This window comes from Streptomyces sp. NBC_01233 (genome assembly GCF_035989305.1).
Classification (GTDB): Bacteria; Actinomycetota; Actinomycetes; order Streptomycetales; family Streptomycetaceae; genus Streptomyces.
Window position 1 is genome coordinate 581,813 of record NZ_CP108514.1, and the last position, 18,036, is coordinate 599,848.

At 72.1% G+C, this 18,036-nt stretch carries 17 protein-coding genes; 7 read left to right on the plus strand and 10 right to left on the minus strand.

All coding sequences use genetic code 11. The annotated features are described in order from the left end of the window. The first annotated feature begins 161 nt into the window (after positions 1-161). Positions 162-434, plus strand: coding sequence for a hypothetical protein (locus OG332_RS02915; protein WP_327411932.1), 273 nt, complete (start codon positions 162-164; stop codon positions 432-434). Between the two features lie 272 nt (positions 435-706). Then, positions 707-2,326 (plus strand): sigma-70 family RNA polymerase sigma factor, encoded by a 1,620-nt coding sequence (locus OG332_RS02920; RefSeq protein WP_327411933.1) that lies wholly within the window; start codon positions 707-709, stop codon positions 2,324-2,326. A gap of 46 nt (positions 2,327-2,372) precedes the next feature. Here the strand turns inward: OG332_RS02920 and OG332_RS02925 are convergent, their stop codons facing one another. The 4 genes from OG332_RS02925 to OG332_RS02940 are packed head-to-tail and all read right to left on the minus strand — an operon-like array spanning position 2,373 to position 5,579. Next, positions 2,373-3,233: an RNA polymerase sigma-70 factor gene (locus OG332_RS02925; RefSeq protein WP_327419087.1), complete on the minus strand. Its 861-nt coding sequence runs from the start codon at positions 3,231-3,233 to the stop codon at positions 2,373-2,375. 42 nt (positions 3,234-3,275) lie between these two features. Beyond that, positions 3,276-3,851: an NAD-dependent epimerase/dehydratase family protein gene (locus tag OG332_RS02930; RefSeq protein WP_327411934.1), complete on the minus strand. Its 576-nt coding sequence runs from the start codon at positions 3,849-3,851 to the stop codon at positions 3,276-3,278. After that, a complete protein-coding gene (locus tag OG332_RS02935) occupies positions 3,809-4,180 on the minus strand; it encodes a class I SAM-dependent methyltransferase (protein WP_327411935.1) in 372 nt (123 codons plus the stop codon). Before OG332_RS02935 ends, OG332_RS02930 begins: the two co-directional genes overlap by 43 nt. 7 nt (positions 4,181-4,187) lie before the next feature. Further along, positions 4,188-5,579, minus strand: coding sequence for a glutamate decarboxylase (locus OG332_RS02940; protein WP_327411936.1), 1,392 nt, complete (start codon positions 5,577-5,579; stop codon positions 4,188-4,190). A gap of 287 nt (positions 5,580-5,866) precedes the next feature. Here OG332_RS02940 and melC1 point away from each other — a divergent pair, with 287 nt between their 5' ends. After that, complete coding sequence (gene melC1, locus OG332_RS02945; RefSeq protein ID WP_327411937.1) at positions 5,867-6,268, plus strand: apotyrosinase chaperone MelC1; 402 nt, start codon at positions 5,867-5,869, stop codon at positions 6,266-6,268. Further along, a complete protein-coding gene (gene melC2, locus OG332_RS02950) occupies positions 6,265-7,110 on the plus strand; it encodes a tyrosinase MelC2 (protein WP_327411938.1) in 846 nt (281 codons plus the stop codon). Before melC1 ends, melC2 begins: the two co-directional genes overlap by 4 nt. Here the strand turns inward: melC2 and OG332_RS02955 are convergent. Beyond that, the gene (locus OG332_RS02955) at positions 7,068-7,769 is read right to left on the minus strand and encodes a response regulator (RefSeq protein WP_327411939.1); all 702 of its coding nucleotides are present in this window, start codon (positions 7,767-7,769) and stop codon (positions 7,068-7,070) included. The genes melC2 and OG332_RS02955 overlap by 43 nt on opposite strands. Continuing rightward, positions 7,766-9,400, minus strand: coding sequence for a sensor histidine kinase (locus OG332_RS02960; RefSeq protein WP_327419088.1), 1,635 nt, complete (start codon positions 9,398-9,400; stop codon positions 7,766-7,768). The genes OG332_RS02955 and OG332_RS02960 overlap by 4 nt, the downstream gene beginning before the upstream one ends. Positions 9,401-9,556: 156 nt before the next feature. On the opposite strand from OG332_RS02960, the gene OG332_RS02965 reads away from it, so the two are divergent. Together OG332_RS02965 and OG332_RS02970 are read left to right on the plus strand one after the other, a co-directional pair. After that, complete coding sequence (locus OG332_RS02965) at positions 9,557-10,933, plus strand: cation:dicarboxylate symporter family transporter (RefSeq protein ID WP_327411940.1); 1,377 nt, start codon at positions 9,557-9,559, stop codon at positions 10,931-10,933. Between the two features lie 269 nt (positions 10,934-11,202). After that, complete coding sequence (locus OG332_RS02970) at positions 11,203-12,978, plus strand: S8 family peptidase (protein WP_327419089.1); 1,776 nt, start codon at positions 11,203-11,205, stop codon at positions 12,976-12,978. Positions 12,979-12,988: 10 nt separating this feature from the next. Here OG332_RS02970 and OG332_RS02975 read toward each other — a convergent pair whose 3' ends face one another. The 3 genes from OG332_RS02975 to OG332_RS02985 form a co-directional block, all read right to left on the minus strand. Beyond that, complete coding sequence (locus OG332_RS02975; RefSeq protein ID WP_327411941.1) at positions 12,989-14,407, minus strand: alpha/beta hydrolase family protein; 1,419 nt, start codon at positions 14,405-14,407, stop codon at positions 12,989-12,991. A 72-nt stretch (positions 14,408-14,479) separates the two neighbouring features. Next, positions 14,480-15,148 carry a (2Fe-2S)-binding protein gene (locus OG332_RS02980; RefSeq protein WP_327411942.1) on the minus strand — a complete coding sequence of 223 codons (669 nt, stop codon included), beginning with the start codon at positions 15,146-15,148 and terminating at the stop codon, positions 14,480-14,482. A gap of 78 nt (positions 15,149-15,226) precedes the next feature. Then, entirely contained in the window at positions 15,227-16,027 is an 801-nt protein-coding gene (locus OG332_RS02985; RefSeq protein WP_327411943.1) for an alpha/beta fold hydrolase, read from the minus strand. A 140-nt stretch (positions 16,028-16,167) separates the two neighbouring features. On the opposite strand from OG332_RS02985, the gene OG332_RS02990 reads away from it, so the two are divergent. Further along, positions 16,168-16,854: a GNAT family N-acetyltransferase gene (locus tag OG332_RS02990; protein ID WP_327411944.1), complete on the plus strand. Its 687-nt coding sequence runs from the start codon at positions 16,168-16,170 to the stop codon at positions 16,852-16,854. A 96-nt stretch (positions 16,855-16,950) separates the two neighbouring features. Here the strand turns inward: OG332_RS02990 and OG332_RS02995 are convergent, their stop codons facing one another. Next, positions 16,951-17,979, minus strand: coding sequence for a TolB family protein (locus tag OG332_RS02995; protein ID WP_327411945.1), 1,029 nt, complete (start codon positions 17,977-17,979; stop codon positions 16,951-16,953). Between the last annotated feature and the right edge of the window lie 57 nt (positions 17,980-18,036).

Genomic DNA, 18,036 nt, shown 5'->3' on the forward strand with positions numbered 1-18,036 from the left:
TAGCGTCGAAGGTGGAAGGGGAGGCTTTGCCGAGCCGGTCCGGTGCGGGGCCCGGGCACCGCGGCCGTACACCGGCCGCGTGCGCTCGGCGCCGTTTCCCGCGCGGATCCGACACACCAGGTCCCGGGCCGCGCGACGATCCCGGAGAGCAGGTGCATTCCATGCGCACGTCGACCCGTATCGCAGGTGTCCTCACCGGTCTGACCCTCGCCCTCGGTGGCGCGGCCCTTGTGGCCCCCGCCGCCCACGCGGACGTCTCGGCCTGCATCAACCAGGTCGAACGCGAGTTGCAGGGCGGTGAAGCCTCGGCCGCCATCCGGACGGCGTGCTACGACGCCCAGTCCGGCAACCAAGAGAAGTGTGTGACCGGCCTGACCGCGAGCAGTGTGACCAACGGGACCGCGGTGAGCGCCTGCAAGGTGGCCCCCGACTAGCAGATCCGTACGTGAACCGAGCGCCGCCCTTGACCGAACGGGCCGAGGGCGGCGCTCCGTCGCGCCCGGTTCCGGCCCCGGACCCCGGCTCCGGCCTCCGCCCCCGGCCGTGCTTCCATGTGGTTCCGCGTCCCTTCGCCCGCACGGCCCGCTCCGGAGGCCGGCAGAACGACTTCCCGAAAAACTTTCGGGATAAGTGTTATCGAGGCCCCCGTCGACGGTCTCCCAGGTATCGGGCATCATCGACCGCCGGTACGGACAGGGAACATCACATGAGTACTCAGCACACGGCAGCGCTGGTGGCAGCGGCTCGCGCGGGCGACCCCCGCGCGCAGGACGAGCTCGTCAGCGCCCATCTCCCGCTCGTCTACAACATCGTCGGTCGGGCTCTGGGCGGCTCCTGCGACGTGGACGACGTGGTGCAGGACACGATGCTGCGGGCGCTCGACGGGCTGGGCGGCCTGCGCGCGGACGAGAGCTTCCGGTCCTGGCTCGTGGCGATCGCGATGAACCGGGTGCGGGCGCACTGGCAGGCCCGGCAGAGCGGCTTCGGCGAGAGCACGCTGGAGGCGGCCTACGACGTCGCCGACCCGGGGGCCGACTTCGTCGACCTGACCGTCGCACGCCTCAACCTGGCGGGCCAGCGACGCGAGACGGCCCGGGCCACGCGCTGGCTGGAGCCCGAGGACCGGGCGCTGCTGTCGCTGTGGTGGCTGGAGTGCGCCGGGGAGCTGACGCGGGCGGAGGTGGCTTCCGCGCTGGAGCTGTCCCCGCAGCACACGGCGGTCCGGGTCCAGCGGATGAAGGCGCAGCTGGAGTCGGCCCGGGTGGTGGAGCGTGCGCTGGAGGCCAATCCGCCGTGCGAGGTACTGCGGGCCGTGATGGCGGGCTGGGACGGACGGCCCTCGGCTCTGTGGCGCAAGCGAATAGCCCGGCACGCACGTGAATGCGTACGGTGTTCCGGTCTGTGGAGCGGACTCGTTCCGGCGGAGGGACTGCTGGCCGGTCTGGCCCTCGTACCGGTCTCGGCGGCCCTGCTGGCAGGGGTGCGGACGGCCGGGGCGGCAGGCTTCGCCCCCGTTGCCGCGGCCTTCGCCGACGGAGCCGAGGAGGGCTTCGCCGACACGGCGACCCAGCTCACTGCGGTCGACAGTGCGGGCGGTGGCCGGGGCGAGCTGCGCAAGCGGCGGCGCAGCAGCCGCCGCCGGGTGGTCGGCGGCGCGGTGCTGGCCGCCTGTGTCGCGGGCGGCGGCCTGGTGTACCTCGGCGGACTCCCCGGTTCCGGTGAGCCGACGGACGGCGGCGCCACGCCCGCCGCCCCGCTGGCCGCGCTGTCGGCCACCGAGTCCGCGCTCCCCTCGGAGTCGGCCTCCCCGTCTCCCTCGGCGTCCCCCTCGCCCTCTGCGTCGGCCTCCGCCTCGCCGAGCCCGTCCGCGAGCCCGAGTCCGACGCAGAGCCGCAGCACCTCGCCCAGCCCGCGCCCCTCGGCGCCCAAGCCGGCGCCCGCCCCGCCGGGGATCGCCGGCCAGGTGCTGGCCCTGGTCAACACCGAGCGGGCGGCCGTCGGCTGCGGTCCCCTCAAGGAGGACGCGCAGCTGCGTGCTGCCGCTCAGGGACACTCCGACGACATGGCGGCGCGGGACTTCTTCTCGCACACCAATCCCGACGGCGCGGACCCGGGGCAGCGGACCACCTCGGCCGGATACCGCTGGTCGACCTACGGCGAGAACATCGCCAAGGGCCAGCAGACCGCGCAATCGGTCATGGACTCCTGGATGAAGAGCCCGGGCCACCGTGCGAACATCCTCAACTGCTCCTTCAAGGACCTCGGCGTGGGCATCCACCAGGGAGCCAGCGGCCCTTGGTGGACGCAGAACTTCGGCGCCCGGTAACCCCGGGGGCCGCCGGGTGCGGCGCCCCGCGGGGCGCCGCACCCGTTCAGGGGTGGGCCTGGATGCCGCGCAGCTTCTGTGGGTTGACGGTGATGCGCAGCGCGGTGATCCGGCCGTCGACGGCCTCGAAGGTCATCGCGCCGACGTTCACGCCGTCGAGCACGAGCAGGAGGCCGGGCTCGCCGTTGATCTCGGCGACGCGCATCCCCCCCTCGCCGGTCCGCGGCTTGGCCAGGACGCCGAGCCACCAGCGGGCGACGTGGTCGGCGCCGTACAGCGGGCGGCGGGCGGCGGTGACGACACCGCCTCCGTCCGACCAGGTGACGACGTCGGGGGCGAGCAGTTCGAGCACCTCGCCCAGGTTTCCGCCCGAGCAGGCCGCGCGGAACTTCTCGGCGATCTCCCGCTGTTGGGCCGCGCCGGCGGTGAAGCGGGGTCGCCGGGCCTGGACGTGTTCACGGGCCCGGTGCGCGCACTGGCGGACGTTCGCCTCGGACTTCCCGACGACCTCCGCGATCTCCGCGTAGGGGTACCCGAACACCTCGCGGAGCATGAACACCGCGCGCTCGGTCGGGGTCAGGGTCTCCAGTACGACCAGGACCGCCATGGAGACGGTGTCGGTCAGTTCGGCCTCCTCGGCGATGTCGGGCGAGGTGAGGAGGGGTTCGGGGAGCCAGGGCCCGACGTACGCCTCCCGGACGGCCTGCGCCGACTTCAGCCGGTTCAGGCTCAGGTTGGTGACGGTGCGCACCAGGTAGGCCCTGGGGTGCTCGACGGCCGTCCGGTCGGTGCGGTTCCAGGCGAGCCAGGCGTCCTGGACGATGTCCTCGGCGTCGGCGACGCTGCCCAGCATGCGGTACGCGGCGGCGAACAGCACGCGCCGGTGCTCCTCGAAATCATCGGTCATGATCGCCACCGTGACATCGGCGTGCTGATCGATCAAGAGCGGTCACCTCGCGGCGAGCACGCGCAGTCCTTCGGTGCAGCCCTGACGGCTCGGAGTCCACCCCAGCTCGGCCTTCGCCTTGGCGTTGGACACCCGCATGTTCGTCCTGACCATCCGGTACGCGTACGAGGCGGGGCGCATCAGCCAGGCGGGGACGCTCGTCGGCTTCGGGGTTCCGAAGGCCTCGGCGGCCGTCCGGACGTGGGCGCCGAAGCCCGTCGGGGTGTCGTCCACGATGTTGTACGCCTGTCCCGGGCGGCCGCCCTCGACGGCGAGCGCCACGGCGCGCCCGGCGTCCGCGAGGTCGACCCACGGCAGGACCCGTCCGTGGTCGGCGACCGCCGGGAGCCTGCGCCCCCGCAGCATCTCGACGAGGCTCTCGGCGGCCCCTGCGCCGTAGAAGAGCCCGAACCGCAGCGCGATCCCCTCGATGTCCTCGGCGCCGAGCATCAGCGCCTCCTTGACCCGCATGCCTTCGAGGTGGCGCTCCACGGCGGGGTCGCCGGTCGAACCGAACAGGTCGGTTTCCTCGGTGATCACGTGGTCGCCGAAGTCGCGGTAGCCGTAGCCGAAGACCATCGACTCGGCGATGACGCGGCGGGCGCCGCGTCGCGGAACGGCAGCGCCGACGCGTCGGCCACCGCGAAGCAGGCCGGCGCGGGCACGGCGGCCCGGGCCGCGCGCAGGAACCCGGGGGACCGGTCCAGCCCGACCACGGCGCGTGGCCGGCACCGGGCCGCCACCGCCGCGGTCAGCGCTCCGGTGCCGCAGCCGACGTCCAGCCACCGCAGACCGCTCCGGCCGCCGAGCCGTGCCACGAACACCTCGGCGACCTTGCGGCTCCACCGGCCCATGTACCGCTCGTAGGCGTCCCCCTCCGCCCACACGTCGGACGGCCGTTCCTCCATGCGGCGGCTAGTGGTGGAAGCCGGACCGGGGCTCCGTCGCCGCTACGGGCGGGGGCGAGGCCTTCAGGTGCTCCACGGCCCGGCGCAGGTCGGCGACGAGCAGGGCGATCTGGTCGCGGGTCACGCCGTGCCGCACGAGGACCCGCTGGATGACCGTGTCCTCGCGGTCGGCGGGCAGCGGGTACGAGGGCACCTGCCAGCCCCTCATCCGCAGCCGGTCGGAGAGGTCGTAGAGGGTGAAGCCGGCCGCTTCCGGATCGGCGAGCCTGTAGGAGACGGCGGGAAGGCCGCCCTCGCCGTCGTAGAGGAGGGTGAAGGGGCCCATCTGAGCGATCTCCCGGGCCAGGTACTGCGCGGTCTCGGCGCAGGCCAGCTGGACGCGCCGGTAGCCGCCGCGGCCCAGGCGCAGGAAGAGGTAGTACTGGGCGATGATCTCGCCGCCGGGGCGGGAGAAGTTGAGGGCGAAGGTCGGCATGTCGCCGCCCAGGTAGTCGACGTCGAAGACGAGGTCCACGGGCAGCAGGTCGGCGGTGCGCCAGACGATCCAGCCGACTCCGAGGGGCGTGAGCCCGTACTTGTGGCCGGAGGTGTTCACGGAGGCGACGCGCGGCAGCCGGAAGTCCCACACCACGTCGGGGTGGAGGAACGGTGCGACGAAGCCGCCGCTGGCGCCGTCCACGTGGATGGGGACGTCCCAGCCGTACTCGGCCTGGATCCGGTCGAGTTCGGCGGCGATCTCGGCGACGGGCTCGTAGACGCAGGTGTAGGTGACGCCGAGGATGGCGACGACGCCGATGGTGTTCTCGTCGACGTAGGCGGCGAGCTGATGGGGCAGCAGTCCGTTGGCGCCGGGCTCCAGCGGGACCTGGCGCAGCTCGACGTCGAAGTAGCGGGCGAACTTCTCCCAGCAGACCTGGACGGGGCCGCACACCAGGTTGGGGCGGTCCGTGGGGAGGCCGGCGGCGCGGCGGCGCTCGCGCCAGCGCCACTTGAGGGCGAGGCCGCCGAGCATGGCGGCCTCGCTGGAACCGGTGGTGGAGCATCCGGTCGCGGCGGTGCCGGCGGGGGCGTTCCACAGGTCGGCCAGGATGTTGACGCAGCGGGACTCGATCTCGGCGGTCTGCGGGTACTCGTCCTTGTCGATCATGTTCTTGTCGAGGCAGTCGTTCATCAGCCGGTGGACGCCCTCGTCCGACCAGGTGGTGCAGAAGGTGGCCAGGTTCTGGGCGGCGTTGCCGTCCAGGAGGAGTTCGTTGCGGAGGAGTTCGTAGACGACCTCGGTGGGCGAGTGGTCCTCGGGCATCCGGTACTTGGGGAGGACCTCGCCGCTCAGCGCGGACGCGAACACGTCCGCATCGGCGTCACGGGAGCGCGTGTCCTTCGTCTCATGAAGAGCCATATCGGGACTGTAGGCGACAAAGCCGGTCGATCCGGGATGAGGGCGAAGCGACGCGAGCGCCAGATGACGCTCTGCTTCCAGCCGACTCTGTGGCGTGATCCTCCACATGCGGACCCCTAGAGTCCGAAGAAATTACTGCCCAGCAGGCTCGATTCCGCAAATTTCTCCGTTTTAACTCCAGGAATCAGTCCGGACGGGAAGATCATCCAACTTGTTCTATAGGCAACTTATCCGCTGATGTCCGGATCCAGGCCTGCCGTTTCCTTTGCCCTGATACCTCTCGGGCCATGAACAAGATCACCCGCCGTCAGGCCTTGGGTACAACTGCCGGTGCACTCACCGTCCTTGGCCTCACCGCTGCCGCCGCGAGCGTCGCCACGAGCGCCGCCGCGACCCCCACCGCGTCCCCCACCGCGTCCACACCCCCGGGCACGGTCGACGAGGTCTACAAGGGCCGCCGCATTCAGATCACCCCGGGCGAGGGCGGCCACCACGGCGGCCACCACTCCCCCGGTCAGCCGACCGTGCGAATAGACGGCCGCGAACTGCACGTGATGCGCAACGCCGACGGAACCTGGATCAGCGTGATCAACCACTACGAGACGTTCTCCGACCCCACCCTGCTCGCCCGCGCCGCGGTGCGCGACCTCCAGGGTGCCGCCCTCGCCCCCTTCGGCGGTGCGGCATGACCGTCCGCAAGAACCAGGCCACGCTGACCGCCGACGAGAAGCGCGCCTTCACCTCGGCCCTGCTGGAGCTCAAGCGCACCGGCAGCTACGACCGCTTCGTCACCACCCACAACGGCTTCATCATGAGCGACACCGACTCGGGCGACCGGGTCGGCCACCGCTCGCCGTCCTTCCTGCCCTGGCACCGCCGGTTCCTGCTGGAATTCGAGGCGGCGCTGCAGAAAGTGGACGCGAACGTCTCGCTTCCCTACTGGGACTGGACCGTGGACCGCACCTCCCGCTCCTCGCTCTGGGCCCCCGACTTCCTCGGCGGCACCGGGCGGGCCCGCGACGGACAGGTCCTCGACGGTCCCTTCGCCTACGCGACGGGCAAGTGGAACATAGACGCACGGGTGGACGGGCGCGCCTACCTGCGGCGCGCACTCGGCACGGGCGTCGCCCAGCTGCCGACCAAGGCCGAGGTGGACTCCGTGCTCGCCATGCCGGTCTACGACATGGCCCCCTGGAACAGCTCCTCCAACGGCTTCCGCAACCACCTGGAGGGTTGGCGCGGCGCCAACCTGCACAACCGGGTGCACGTGTGGGTCGGCGGGCAGATGTCCACCGGCGTCTCCCCGAACGACCCGGTGTTCTGGATGCACCACGCCTTCATCGACAAGCTGTGGGCCGATTGGCAGGCGCGGCATCCGCAGTCCACCTACCTGCCGGCCGCCGGCACGGCGAACGTCGTGGACCTGAACGACACGATGCGGCCGTGGAACGACGTGACCCCGGCCGACATGCTGGACCACCGGAAGTTCTACACGTTCGACACCGAACCGGCCGCCGCCAGCCAGCGGTAGTGCAGTTCGGGGCGGCCGACCTGGCCGTACCGGGGAGTGCGGTCCGCGCGGCCGGTGTCCACCAGGTGCTCCAGGTAGCGGCGTGCGGTGATCCGGGAGATCCCGGCCGCCTCCGCCGCCCCTGCTGCGGTCAGCCCCTCGGGCGCCGCCCGCAGCAGGGCGGCGACCCGGTCCAGCGTCGGCGCGCTCAGGCCCTTGGGCAGCTCGGCCGGGCGGGGTGCGCGCAGGGCGGCCATCGCCCGGTCCACGTCGTCCTGGCCGGCCGCCTCGCCGGCGGTCGCGCGGAACTCGGCGTAGCGCAGGAGACGTTCGCGCAGCGTCGGGAAGGCGAAGGGCTTCAGTACGTACTGGACCACGCCGAGCGAGACGCTCTCGCGCACCACGGCCAGGTCCCGCGCGGAGGTCACCACGATCACGTCGACGGGATGTCCGGCGGCGCGCAGCCCGCGTGCGTAGCGCAGGCCGTGCCCGTCGGGCAGGCCGAGGTCGAGCAGCAGCAGGTCGACGCGGGTCCGCTCCAGGACCCGGGTGGCCTCGGCGAGGGAGTGGACGGCGCCGACGGCGCTGAAGCCGGGCACCCGGCCCACGTAGAGCGCGTGGGCGTCGGCGGCGACCGGATCGTCCTCGACCACCAGGACGCGTACGTCGCCCCCGCTCACCGCGGATCCCCGACGGCCGGATCCGGGGCCACCCCGCCCCGCGCGGAGGCCGGCGGCGGCGATGCGACCGGGTCCGGGGCCGCCTCGCCCTGCGGGGACGCGACCGGCAGGCGGACCGTGAACTCCGCTCCGCCGCCCGGCCCCTGCGCGGCGGTCACCGTGCCGCCGCAGCGCTGGGCCACCTGCTGGACCAGGGCGAGACCGAGGCCGCGCCCCTCCCCCTTGCCGGACCAGCCCCGGCGGAACACGTCCACCCCCTCGGGCAGCCCGGGCCCGTTGTCGGCGACCCGCAGCAGCAGCTCGTCCCGTTCCGGCCGCAGCGTCACCGCGATCCGGGCGCCCGGTACGGCGGTCACGGCGTCGACCGCGTTGTCGATGAGGTTGCCCAGCACCGTGACCAGGTCACGGGCCGGCGGCAGCCCGCCGCCGTCGTCGAGGCTTCGGCTGTCCGCGGTGACGACCAGCTCCACGCCCCGCTCGTGCGCCTGGGCGGCCTTGCCCAGCAGCAGCGCCACCAGCACCGGCTCCCCGACCGCGGTGACCACCTCGTCGGTGAGGGCCTGGGCCAGTTCCAGCTCGGCGGTGGCGAAGTCCACCGCCTCGTCCGCACGGCCGAGTTCGATCAGGGAGACCACGGTGTGCAGCCGGTTGGCCGCCTCGTGGGCCTGGGAGCGCAGGGCCTGCGTGAAACCCCGCTCGTGATCCAGCTCGCCCGTCAGCGCCTGCAGCTCGGTGTGGTCACGCAAGGTGACCACGGTGCCCCGGCGGCCGCCGCCCGCGACCGGCGAACTGTTCACGACCAGCACCCGGTCGGCGGTCAGGTGCACCTCGTCCATCCGGGGCCGGTCGGCGAGCAGGGCTCCGGTGAGGGGGGCCGGCAGACCGAGATCGGCGACGCCGGTGCCGGTGATCTCCCCGCCCGGCAGCCCCAGCAGCACCCGCCCGGCGTCGTTGATCAGGGTGATCCTGCGCTGCCCGTCGAGCATGAGCAGCCCCTCGCGGACCCCGTGCAGGGCCGCCTGGTGGTAGTCGTACATCCGGCTGAGCTCGGCCGCGTTCATGCCATGAGTGTGGCGGCGCAGCCGGGCGTTGACGACGTACGTGCCGACCCCGCCGAGGGCGAGGGCGGCGGCGGCGACCCAGGCGAGGGCGGAGAGCTGCGCCCCGAGCCGGTCGCTGATCGCTCGGACGGTGATCCCGGCGCTGACGAGGCCGACGATCCGGCCGTCGTCCTCCAGCGGGGTGACCACGCGGATGGAGGGGCCGAGGGTGCCGGTGTAGGTCTCGCTGAAGGTCTCGCCGCGCAGCGCGGGGGCGGTGTTGCCCATGAAGGGCTCGCCGATCCGGCGCGGGTCGGGGTGGGTCCAGCGCCGCCCGTCAAGGTCCATGATCGTCACGAAGTCCACCCCCGAGCCCGCGCGGACCTTCTGCGCGTAGGGCTGGAGCTCGACCGACGGGTCGCTGCCGCGGGCCGCTCCCCGAACGGCCTCGCGTACGGAGGGTGAGTCGGCGACCGCATGGGCCACGGCACCGGCCTGCCTCCGGGCGGCGTCCTCGGCCTGGCCTCGGGCGGTGACGTACGCGTAGACGGCGCAGCCCGCGACGACCAGCGCGACCAGCAGCACCTGCATGGCGAAGAGCTGTCCGGCGAGGCTGCGCGGCAGTCGGGGAAAGCGGAACATGCCGCTCAGTGTGCACCGGGCCGTGAACTCAATGAACGCAAGGGTGACCGGGGTCACAGCCTTGGGCGATGGTCTCCCCGAACGTATTCACCACCAGGAGGCATCGTGGCCGCCAGACGCGACAGAACGCACTATCTCTACATCGCGGTGATCGGCGCGGTGCTGCTCGGCATCGCCGTCGGCTTCGCCGCGCCCGGCGTGGCCGTGGAGCTCAAACCACTGGGCACCGGCTTCGTCAACCTCATCAAGATGATGATCTCGCCCATCATCTTCTGCACGATCGTGCTGGGCATCGGATCCGTCCGGAAGGCCGCCAAGGTGGGCGCCGTGGGCGGGCTCGCCCTCGGCTACTTCATGGTCATGTCCACGGTCGCACTGGCCATCGGCCTGCTGGTCGGCAACCTCCTCGAGCCCGGCAGCGGTCTCCACCTCACCGAGGCGGCGCGCAGCGCCGGCGAGGCGCAGGCCAAGGCGGGCGGCGCCGAGAGCACGCCGGAGTTCCTGCTCGGGATCATCCCGACCACGCTGGTGTCCGCCTTCACCGGGGGCGAGGTGCTCCAGACGCTGCTGGTGGCACTGCTGTGCGGGTTCGCACTGCAGGCCATGGGCACGGCGGGGGAACCGCTGCTGCGGGGTATCGGGCACGTGCAGAAGCTGGTGTTCCGGGTCCTCGCGATGATCATGTGGGCGGCTCCGGTGGGCGCCTTCGGGGCCATCGCGGCGGTGGTCGGGGCCACCGGCATCGACGCACTGAAGTCCCTCGCCGTCATCATGATCGGCTTCTACACGACCTGCCTGCTGTTCGTGTTCGTGGTCCTGGGCACGCTGCTGCGGGTGTGCACGGGGGTCAGCGTCTTCGCCCTGCTGCGCTATCTGGGCCGGGAGTTCCTGCTGATCCTTTCGACCTCCTCGTCGGAGTCGGCCCTGCCGCGGCTGATCGCGAAGATGGAGCACCTGGGGGTGTCCCGGCCGGTCACCGGGATCACGGTGCCCACCGGGTACTCCTTCAACCTGGACGGGACCGCGATCTACCTGACGATGTCCTCGCTGTTCGTCGCCGAGGCGATGGGCAAGCCGCTCGCTCTGGGCGAGCAGATCTCACTGCTGCTGTTCATGATCATCGCCTCGAAGGGCGCGGCCGGGGTGACCGGCGCCGGCCTGGCCACCCTCGCCGGCGGACTGCAGTCGCACCGGCCGGAACTGGTGGACGGGGTCGGCCTGATCGTGGGCATCGACCGGTTCATGAGCGAGGCGCGGGCCCTGACCAACTTCGCGGGCAACGCCGTCGCGACGGTGCTCATCGGCACGTGGACGAAGGAGTTCGACCACGCACGGGCCGCCGAAGTCCTCGCAGGGCGGTTGCCGTTCGACGAGACCACCCTGGTCGACGACGCGCACGGGACGGAGCCGGCCGAGCCGGCACCGGCGCCGGCCGCCGTGCCGGTCCCCTCGCACGCCCCCAAGGACGGCGTACCGGTCTAGCCGGTCCGCCCGCACGGGCCGGCCGGCCGGGCAGGGCTCGCCCCCACGGTACCCAGCCCGGCCGGCCCGCCGCATTCCGCACAGTTGCACCTATAGTCGGAATTCGGCCACCGATAAACGAACCCCCATGCTGCAAAAGGTACTTCCGCAGCAGGCCGTGTGCATGACATCTTGCGTCCACCACTTGTTTCGTACGACCCGGCATGACCACCGGGTCTTCGGAGGACGCATTGATACCCCACATATCCAGCCGACCTCGACGTACCCTCGTGCTGGCCGCCACGCTCGGCGCGGCACTCGCCTTCGGGGCTCCCGCCGCGCTCGCCGGCACCGCCCCGGTCTCTCCTTCCGGCTCCCCCGCCTCCGCCTCCGCTGCGGCGGCGCCCCGGGCCGCGGCCCCGACTTCCCAGAGTGCGACCTGGGTTGCCGGCACCCGTGCCTACCTCGTGATCACCGCTCCCGGTGACACCACGGCGGTACGGAGCGCCGTCACCTCCAACGGCGGTACGGTCTTCCAGCACTACGACGCGATCGGCGTGATCGTCGCCCACTCCGCGTCCGGTACCTTCGCCACCACCATGCGCGGTGTGAGCGGGGTCCAGCAGGTCGGCGCCACCCGCACCTCGGACGTGCCGGCGGACGCCTACAACCCGGCGCTGCCCGCCAACCCGGCGCAGTCCACGACGCCTTCGGGCGAGCCGGTCCGCGCCGACATGACGCAGATCAAGGCCGACCAGGCCTGGGCCGTCACCACCGGCTCCGCCTCCGTCAAGGTCGGCATCCTGGACACCGGTGTGGACGACCAGCACCAGGACCTGGCCCCGAACTTCAACGCGGCGGACTCCGCGTCCTGCGCCTACGGAAAGCCGGACGCCCGTACCGGCGCCTGGCGGGACGTCGGCACCCACGGCACGCACGTGGCCGGTACGGTCGCCGCCGCCAAGAACGGCAAGGGCGTCATCGGTGTGGCGCCGGGCGTGAAGATCTCCTCGGTGCGCATCGCCGAGCCCGGCTCCTCGCTCTTCTTCGCCGAGAACACCGTCTGCGGCTTCATGTGGGCCGGTGACCACGGCTTCAAGGTCACCAACAACAGCTACTACACGGACCCGTGGCAGTTCAACTGCCCGGACAACGCCGACCAGGCCGCGATCATCGAGGGCGTCAAGCGCGCCCAGGAGTACGCCGAGGGCAAGGGCTCGCTGCAGGTCGCGGCGGCCGGCAACTCCAACATCGACCTGGCCAACAAGACGACCGACACCGAGTCCCCGAACGACTCGACCCCGGTCACCCGCACCATCACCAACGCCTGCCTGGACATCCCGACCGAACTCCCGGGCGTGGTCACGGTCTCGGCGATGGGCACCACCGCCAAGGCCTCGTACTCCAACTACGGCCTGAACGTCGTCGACGTGACGGCCCCCGGCGGCGACGCCACCGGCATCTACAGCACCCAGCCGGGCGGCAAGTACGGCACCATGAGCGGCACGTCGATGGCCTCGCCGCACGTCGCGGGCGTGGCCGCGCTGCTGGCCAGCACCAACCCGGGCATCACCCCGGCGCAGCTGCGCGACAAGCTGGCCACCCAGGCCAACGACGTCGCCTGCCCGTCGGACAGCCGGTGCAAGGGCACCACCGCGAAGAACGGCTTCTTCGGCGAGGGCCAGGTCGACGCCCTCAAGGCGGTCGGCTCCACCCCGCCGCCCGGCAAGTACTTCGAGAACGCCGGTGACTTCGCCATCGGCGACAACACCACCGTGGAGAGCCCGATCACCGTCAGCGGGGTGACCGGCAACGCCCCGGCCACCCTCAAGGTCGGTGTGAACATCGTGCACACCTACATCGGCGACCTGAAGGTCGACCTGATCGCTCCCGACGGCACCGTCTACACGGTCCACAACCGGGCCGGCGGCAGCACGGACAACATCAACCAGGTCTTCACCGTCAACGCCTCCTCCGAGGTCGCCAACGGCACCTGGAAGCTCCGTGTGAACGACAACGCCGGCGGCGACACCGGCAAGATCGACTCCTGGAACCTGACCTTCTGAGAAGGCGGTCCTAGGACCTGAGCACATCCGCGAGCCAGTCGAACACGACCTCGCAGTGCTGCTGGGGGGCCATCGGGGAGCAGTGCAACTGCGCCCCGGTGGCCTCCGCCATCTTCACGTACTCCTTGCGCGAGCGGACCAGGTCGTACATCTGCTGCGGCTGGCCCGGGTAGAACGTCTCGAAGTCGTAGTCCAGGACGAGCACCGGCGCCTTGATCCGCGGCACGACCTTGGTGACGTCGAGTCCGATGGCCACCTGTGCCGGGGTCCAGAGGTCGGTGAGGACCTTGCCGGCGCGCGCCTGGAGCAGGGCCTGGCGGTCGAAGATCTCGAAGCGCTTCTTGACCGTGAAGGCCAGCTGCGGGGTCAGTTCCGGAACCACCTCCTCGTTCCAGATCCGGTTGGTCTCCTCCTTGTCGGCCGTGACGATGTCGCGCAGCTCCTCGTCGAAGCCGAGCCAGGGGCTCACACAGCCCGGCTGGCAGGCCACCGCCGCGAGCCGGTGCTCGAAGGCGGCGGCGCGGGCGACGAGGTTGCCGCCCATGCTGAGGCCGGTGAGCGCGATCCGTGCGCTGTCCACGTCCTTGCGCGCGTCCAGCCAGTCGACGATCGGGCCGACGACCTTCTCCCACCGGGTGGTGAAGGGCATCTCCTCCACGAAGAGCAGCTGCCCCTGGCCGGGGCCGTCGTAGACGAGGGCGTTCCAGCCGCGGTCGAGGGCCGCGGACACGCCGTAGGTCCACATGTCGAGGTTCTGCCCGTCGCTGCCGTTGGTGAGGATGACGGTCGGGCGGGGGGTCTCCGGGCCGTCCGGGCGGAAGAACCAGACCGGCAGGTGCGTGCTGCCGTACGCGACCTTCGCCCGGACGGCGGCCGGGCTGCAGAGCCGGGCGAAGGTGTCCCATGCCGCGCGTCCGGCCTGGTACACCGCCTTCTCGTCCCCGGGGTGGTCGGTGCCGAGGACGTAGAACAGCGCCTGGGCGTAGTACTGGGCGGCGCGCAGGGAGCGCATGCGCCGGGTCTGCGAGGGGGTCTCGTGGCCGCCCCGGCCGGTGGCCGGCGGTGCGGCGAGCTTGTCGCCCCAGGAGCGGAAGGTGTCACTGAAGGTCTGCTCCGACAGCCCGGCGGCGTTGATCGCGTTGACCGCGGTGAGCACCTCGCCGACCTCGGAGGCGTGCATGCCGGCCCCGCCGAGGGCGAGCAGGCCGGCGAAGTTGAAGCCCGGGTCGGCGAAGAGCTTCATCGCCCCCGGCGCGGGGTCCGGGTCCGCGGCGGACGGTTCGGCCGAGCCGGACGGCCGGGGCCCGGCGGCGGCCGCCGGGGCACCACCGCCCAGGGCGAGGGAGCCGGCACCGGCGGCGAGTCCGGTGAGCGCGGCGCGGCGGGACAGCTCGGACGGCTGGTGCGATGAGGGAGAGGGAGCGGTCATGCAGCGGACCGTAGGAGGAGCCCCGGGGGCGCCGCAGCGTGCCACACCCTGCGCTCATCCGAACGGCCGCGTCTACCGGGTCCGCAGCACGCAGTCCCCGCACAGCCCGCCGCCCGGCACCTGGTAGTAGAGGCAGCAGCTGCGCCGTACGAAGGCCACCCCGAGCCCCTCCTCGTGGATGAAGGTGCCGGTCCCCGCCAGGGCCCCGCCCTCGGCCAGCAGGGCCCGCGCCAGTGCCACGGCCGCGCCGCCCGGAACCCGGTCGATCAGCACCCGCAGCGCCCCGACGAGCCCGGACGCCGCGTTCCCCCGCAGGACCTTCTGCGAGACCCCGAAGCGCTCTCGCAGGCCCTCGTCGAGCACGGCCAGGTTCCCCAGGACCGTCTCCCCGAGCGTCTCGGCCGGCAGGTCCGCGGGCTCGGGCAGCCACAGTTCCAGCGACCCCGCGGCCGGCAGCCGCCACCACACCCGGTCGGCGGCCAGGTCCGGGACCCGCCCGGCCAGCGCCGCGCACCCCAGCCCGAGCGACCACAGCCGGGAGGCGATGCCGAGCTGCGCGGTCGAGGCGGCCACCCGGCCCGGGCCGCTGCCGATCCGCCGGCCCACCTCGGTCACATACGGCCCGAGCCGCTCCCCGTACAGCGCCGTCAGCGGCCGGAAGCCGGGCCCCGGCGGCTCCGTCCCGTACGGGACGGTGAAGAAGGGCCCCACGGCGGCCAGTCGCCGCAGTACGTCGTCCATGCCCGCAATGATCTCAGGCCCGGCCGGGGGATCCCCCGGCCGGGCCCGGCCGCGTGCGGCCGTACTGCGGCGGACGGCTCAGAGCCCGGCGAGGAACTCCAGCAGCGCCCGGTTGAAGGCCTCCGGCTGCTCCACCCCGGGCAGGTGCCCGGCTCCCTCGATGACGGTGAGCACCGCGTTCGGCAGCAGCGCGTGCAGAGCCTCGGCCTCGGCGACCGGGGTGTAGACGTCGTCCGCGCCGACCAGCACCAGGCAGGGCTGTGTGGTCTCGGCGAGCACGGGCCGGTAGTCGGGGCGCTCGGCCCGGCCGCGCAGGGCGGCCGCCGCGCCCTGCGGGTCGGTCGCGCACATCATGGCGCTCACCCGTGCGGCGGCCTCCGGCATGCCGGTCACGTTGTAGGGCGCCAGCATCTTGTCAATGACCTCCTCGGCGTACGGCCGCAGGCCCTCGGCGATCAGCCGTTCGGCCGTCTCCCGGCGGAGCTTCTTGCCGTCGTCCGTCTCCGGAACCGGGGAGGTGTCGCAGAGCACGAGGGCCCGTACCAGACCCGGGTGGCGCAGTCGGAGCTCCATCGCGATCTGACCGCCCATGGACACACCACCGACGACCACCTGTTCGACGCCCAGCGAGGCGAGGAGGGAGGCGAGATCGTCCGCGAGATCGGCGAGCAGGGCCTTGCCCGGCAGCACCGGGCTCTCTCCGTATCCCCGCAGGTCAGGGGCGATCACACGGTATCCGGCGGCCGTCAGGGCGGCCGTCTGGGGGGCCCACATCGTGCGGTTGAAGGGATGTCCGTGGATCAGGATTACGGGCGCTCCGCCGCGGGGACCCAAGTCATCGAAAATCAGCGTCACACCATTGCCAAATTGGGGGTTCATGAGAGGACATTAAGGGGCTACATTGAGCCACTCGCGTTCACCTGACAGCCGGTTGCCTTTCACTCGTGTTTTGCACGGGGGGCGACGTCATGGACGCAGACTGTGCAACCACCCCACCGCCCAGAAGGACCGAAGGCTCCGTGCCCGTACCCGTACACCTCGCGGGCCGCACCGTGCGGCTCGAGCCCCTCGCCCCCCACCACACCGAGGCTCTGGCCGTGGCCGGGGCCGAGGATCGTACGACTTACGCCTTCACCCCCGTACCCCATGGGGTGCAGGCGTCCCACGAGTACATCGACCGCGCCCTCGCCGATCAGGCATCGGGTCGATCGCTCCCGTTCGCCATCGTCAGAGCCACTGACGGTCGCGTCGTCGGTTCGACCCGGTTCCTGGAACTCGACTACTGGCAGGGGCCGCTCGTGTGGCCCGCCGTGCCGGGCGTCCCGTTCGGCGATCCGGCAACGGCGATCCCCGATGCCGCCGAGATCGGCAATACCTGGCTGTCCCCCGCCGCCCAGGGAACCGGCATCAACACCGAGGCGAAGCTGCTCATGCTCCGCCATGCCTTCGAGACCTGGGGTGTCAGGCGCATCTCGCTGCGCGCCGATGCGCGCAACGGCCGGTCGCGAGCCGCGATGGAACGTCTCGGCTTCACTTGCGAGGGGGTCCGCCGGGCCCATTCGCGGGGGCTGGACGGCGCCGTCCGCAGCACTGCCTTCTACTCGATCCTCGACGAGGAGTGGCCGGCCGTGCGGTCGATCATCGAGCTGAGGCTGTCGGCCGGCGCGCAGCGCAAGCGGCGCCGCAAGACGCTGATCCCGGCCTAGTCGGAACAGACAAACGGAAAAACGGTCCTCCCCGGCTCCGGCCTGCCATCGGCCGGACGTCGGGGCGGGCGTTCCCGGGCCTCGCCGCGGCCCTCCTCATCCGAGGAAGGCCGGGGCGAGGGCCGAGTCCATGAGCCGGGTGGGGGCGCCGCTCCCGTCGGCCGGTACGGAGTACAGGTCAGCTCCGAAGTCCCCCGGCAGGGCGTAGACGACGGTCCGGTCGTCCGTCCACACCACCTGGTCGTCCACGCTCCGCACCTCACCGAGCGGAGTCTGCGCACCAGAGGCCAGGTCCAGTGCGTACAGCCGCCACGGCGCCTCGGCCGGCAGGTCCGGCACCCGCTTCTTGAACACCAGCCGGGTCCCGTCGGGCGACAGCGACGGGCACTCGACGTTCTCGCGCAGGGTGGTCACCGTGCGCCCGGCCAGGTCCCCGCGGACCAGGTGGGTCCGGCCGCCGGTCGCCAGCGTCCCGTAGAAGGTCCGCTCGTCGGCGGCGAAGGTGACACCCCAGAGATTCACGTCGGCGGCGCGGTACGGCTTGCCGTCCTTGAGGATCTCGAAGTCCTCCAGCGAGGCGTCGAGCCTGCCGGTGCGCAGGTCGAGCACCGAGGTGCGCGTCGAGAAATTCGTACCCGCGTACGAGTCCCCGCCGACGAAGACGGTCCAGGCGGCGAGGTGTCCGCCGGGCGAGACCCTGGCGCGGGTGGGGACGCCGTTCAGCGGATGCGCGGACACCTCCTTCAGGCGGGCGTCGAGCACCACGGCCTTGTAGCCGTCCTGGACCCCGCTCCGGTCGGCCTGGAGGCAGATCCCCGTGCCGCCGGCCGCGTGGAAGCGCAGGCAGCTCACCCCGGACGCGGTGCGGGCCCCCTCCGGCACGCCGGCCGGGACGGTGGCGAGCTCGTCGCGGTGCGGGCCCCAGGCCATGTTCCGGAACACGATCCGGCGCCCGCCCCGGCCCGGGTCCAGCGAGACCGCGCCTTCGGAGACGCGCGGGCCGCCCGCCTGCGCGTGGTCCTTCTCCTCGACCCGGGACGACGCCCGCAGGACGGCGAGCACGCCCACGGCGGTGAGCAGGAGCACCGCCGTGGCGAGCAGCAGGATCCGGCGCTGGAAGGTCATGGAGAGACTCCGGGCGAGGTGGGGGTCCGGGGGCTGGGCGGGGGCACCATACCCAGC

Excerpts from the sequence above, each read along its gene's own strand:
- OG332_RS02915 (WP_327411932.1), top strand. The coding sequence starts at position 162 with ATGCGCACGTCGACCCGTATCGCAGGTGTCCTCACCGGTCTGACCCTC.
- OG332_RS02920 (WP_327411933.1), top strand. The coding sequence starts at position 707 with ATGAGTACTCAGCACACGGCAGCGCTGGTGGCAGCGGCTCGCGCGGGC.
- OG332_RS02925 (WP_327419087.1), bottom strand. The coding sequence starts at position 3,233 with ATGACCGATGATTTCGAGGAGCACCGGCGCGTGCTGTTCGCCGCCGCG.
- OG332_RS02930 (WP_327411934.1), bottom strand. The coding sequence starts at position 3,851 with ATGGTCTTCGGCTACGGCTACCGCGACTTCGGCGACCACGTGATCACC.
- OG332_RS02935 (WP_327411935.1), bottom strand. The coding sequence starts at position 4,180 with ATGGAGGAACGGCCGTCCGACGTGTGGGCGGAGGGGGACGCCTACGAG.
- OG332_RS02940 (WP_327411936.1), bottom strand. The coding sequence starts at position 5,579 with ATGGCTCTTCATGAGACGAAGGACACGCGCTCCCGTGACGCCGATGCG.
- melC1 (WP_327411937.1), top strand. The coding sequence starts at position 5,867 with ATGAACAAGATCACCCGCCGTCAGGCCTTGGGTACAACTGCCGGTGCA.
- melC2 (WP_327411938.1), top strand. The coding sequence starts at position 6,265 with ATGACCGTCCGCAAGAACCAGGCCACGCTGACCGCCGACGAGAAGCGC.
- OG332_RS02960 (WP_327419088.1), bottom strand. The coding sequence starts at position 9,400 with ATGCAGGTGCTGCTGGTCGCGCTGGTCGTCGCGGGCTGCGCCGTCTAC.
- OG332_RS02975 (WP_327411941.1), bottom strand. The coding sequence starts at position 14,407 with ATGACCGCTCCCTCTCCCTCATCGCACCAGCCGTCCGAGCTGTCCCGC.
- OG332_RS02980 (WP_327411942.1), bottom strand. The coding sequence starts at position 15,148 with ATGGACGACGTACTGCGGCGACTGGCCGCCGTGGGGCCCTTCTTCACC.
- OG332_RS02985 (WP_327411943.1), bottom strand. The coding sequence starts at position 16,027 with ATGAACCCCCAATTTGGCAATGGTGTGACGCTGATTTTCGATGACTTG.
- OG332_RS02995 (WP_327411945.1), bottom strand. The coding sequence starts at position 17,979 with ATGACCTTCCAGCGCCGGATCCTGCTGCTCGCCACGGCGGTGCTCCTG.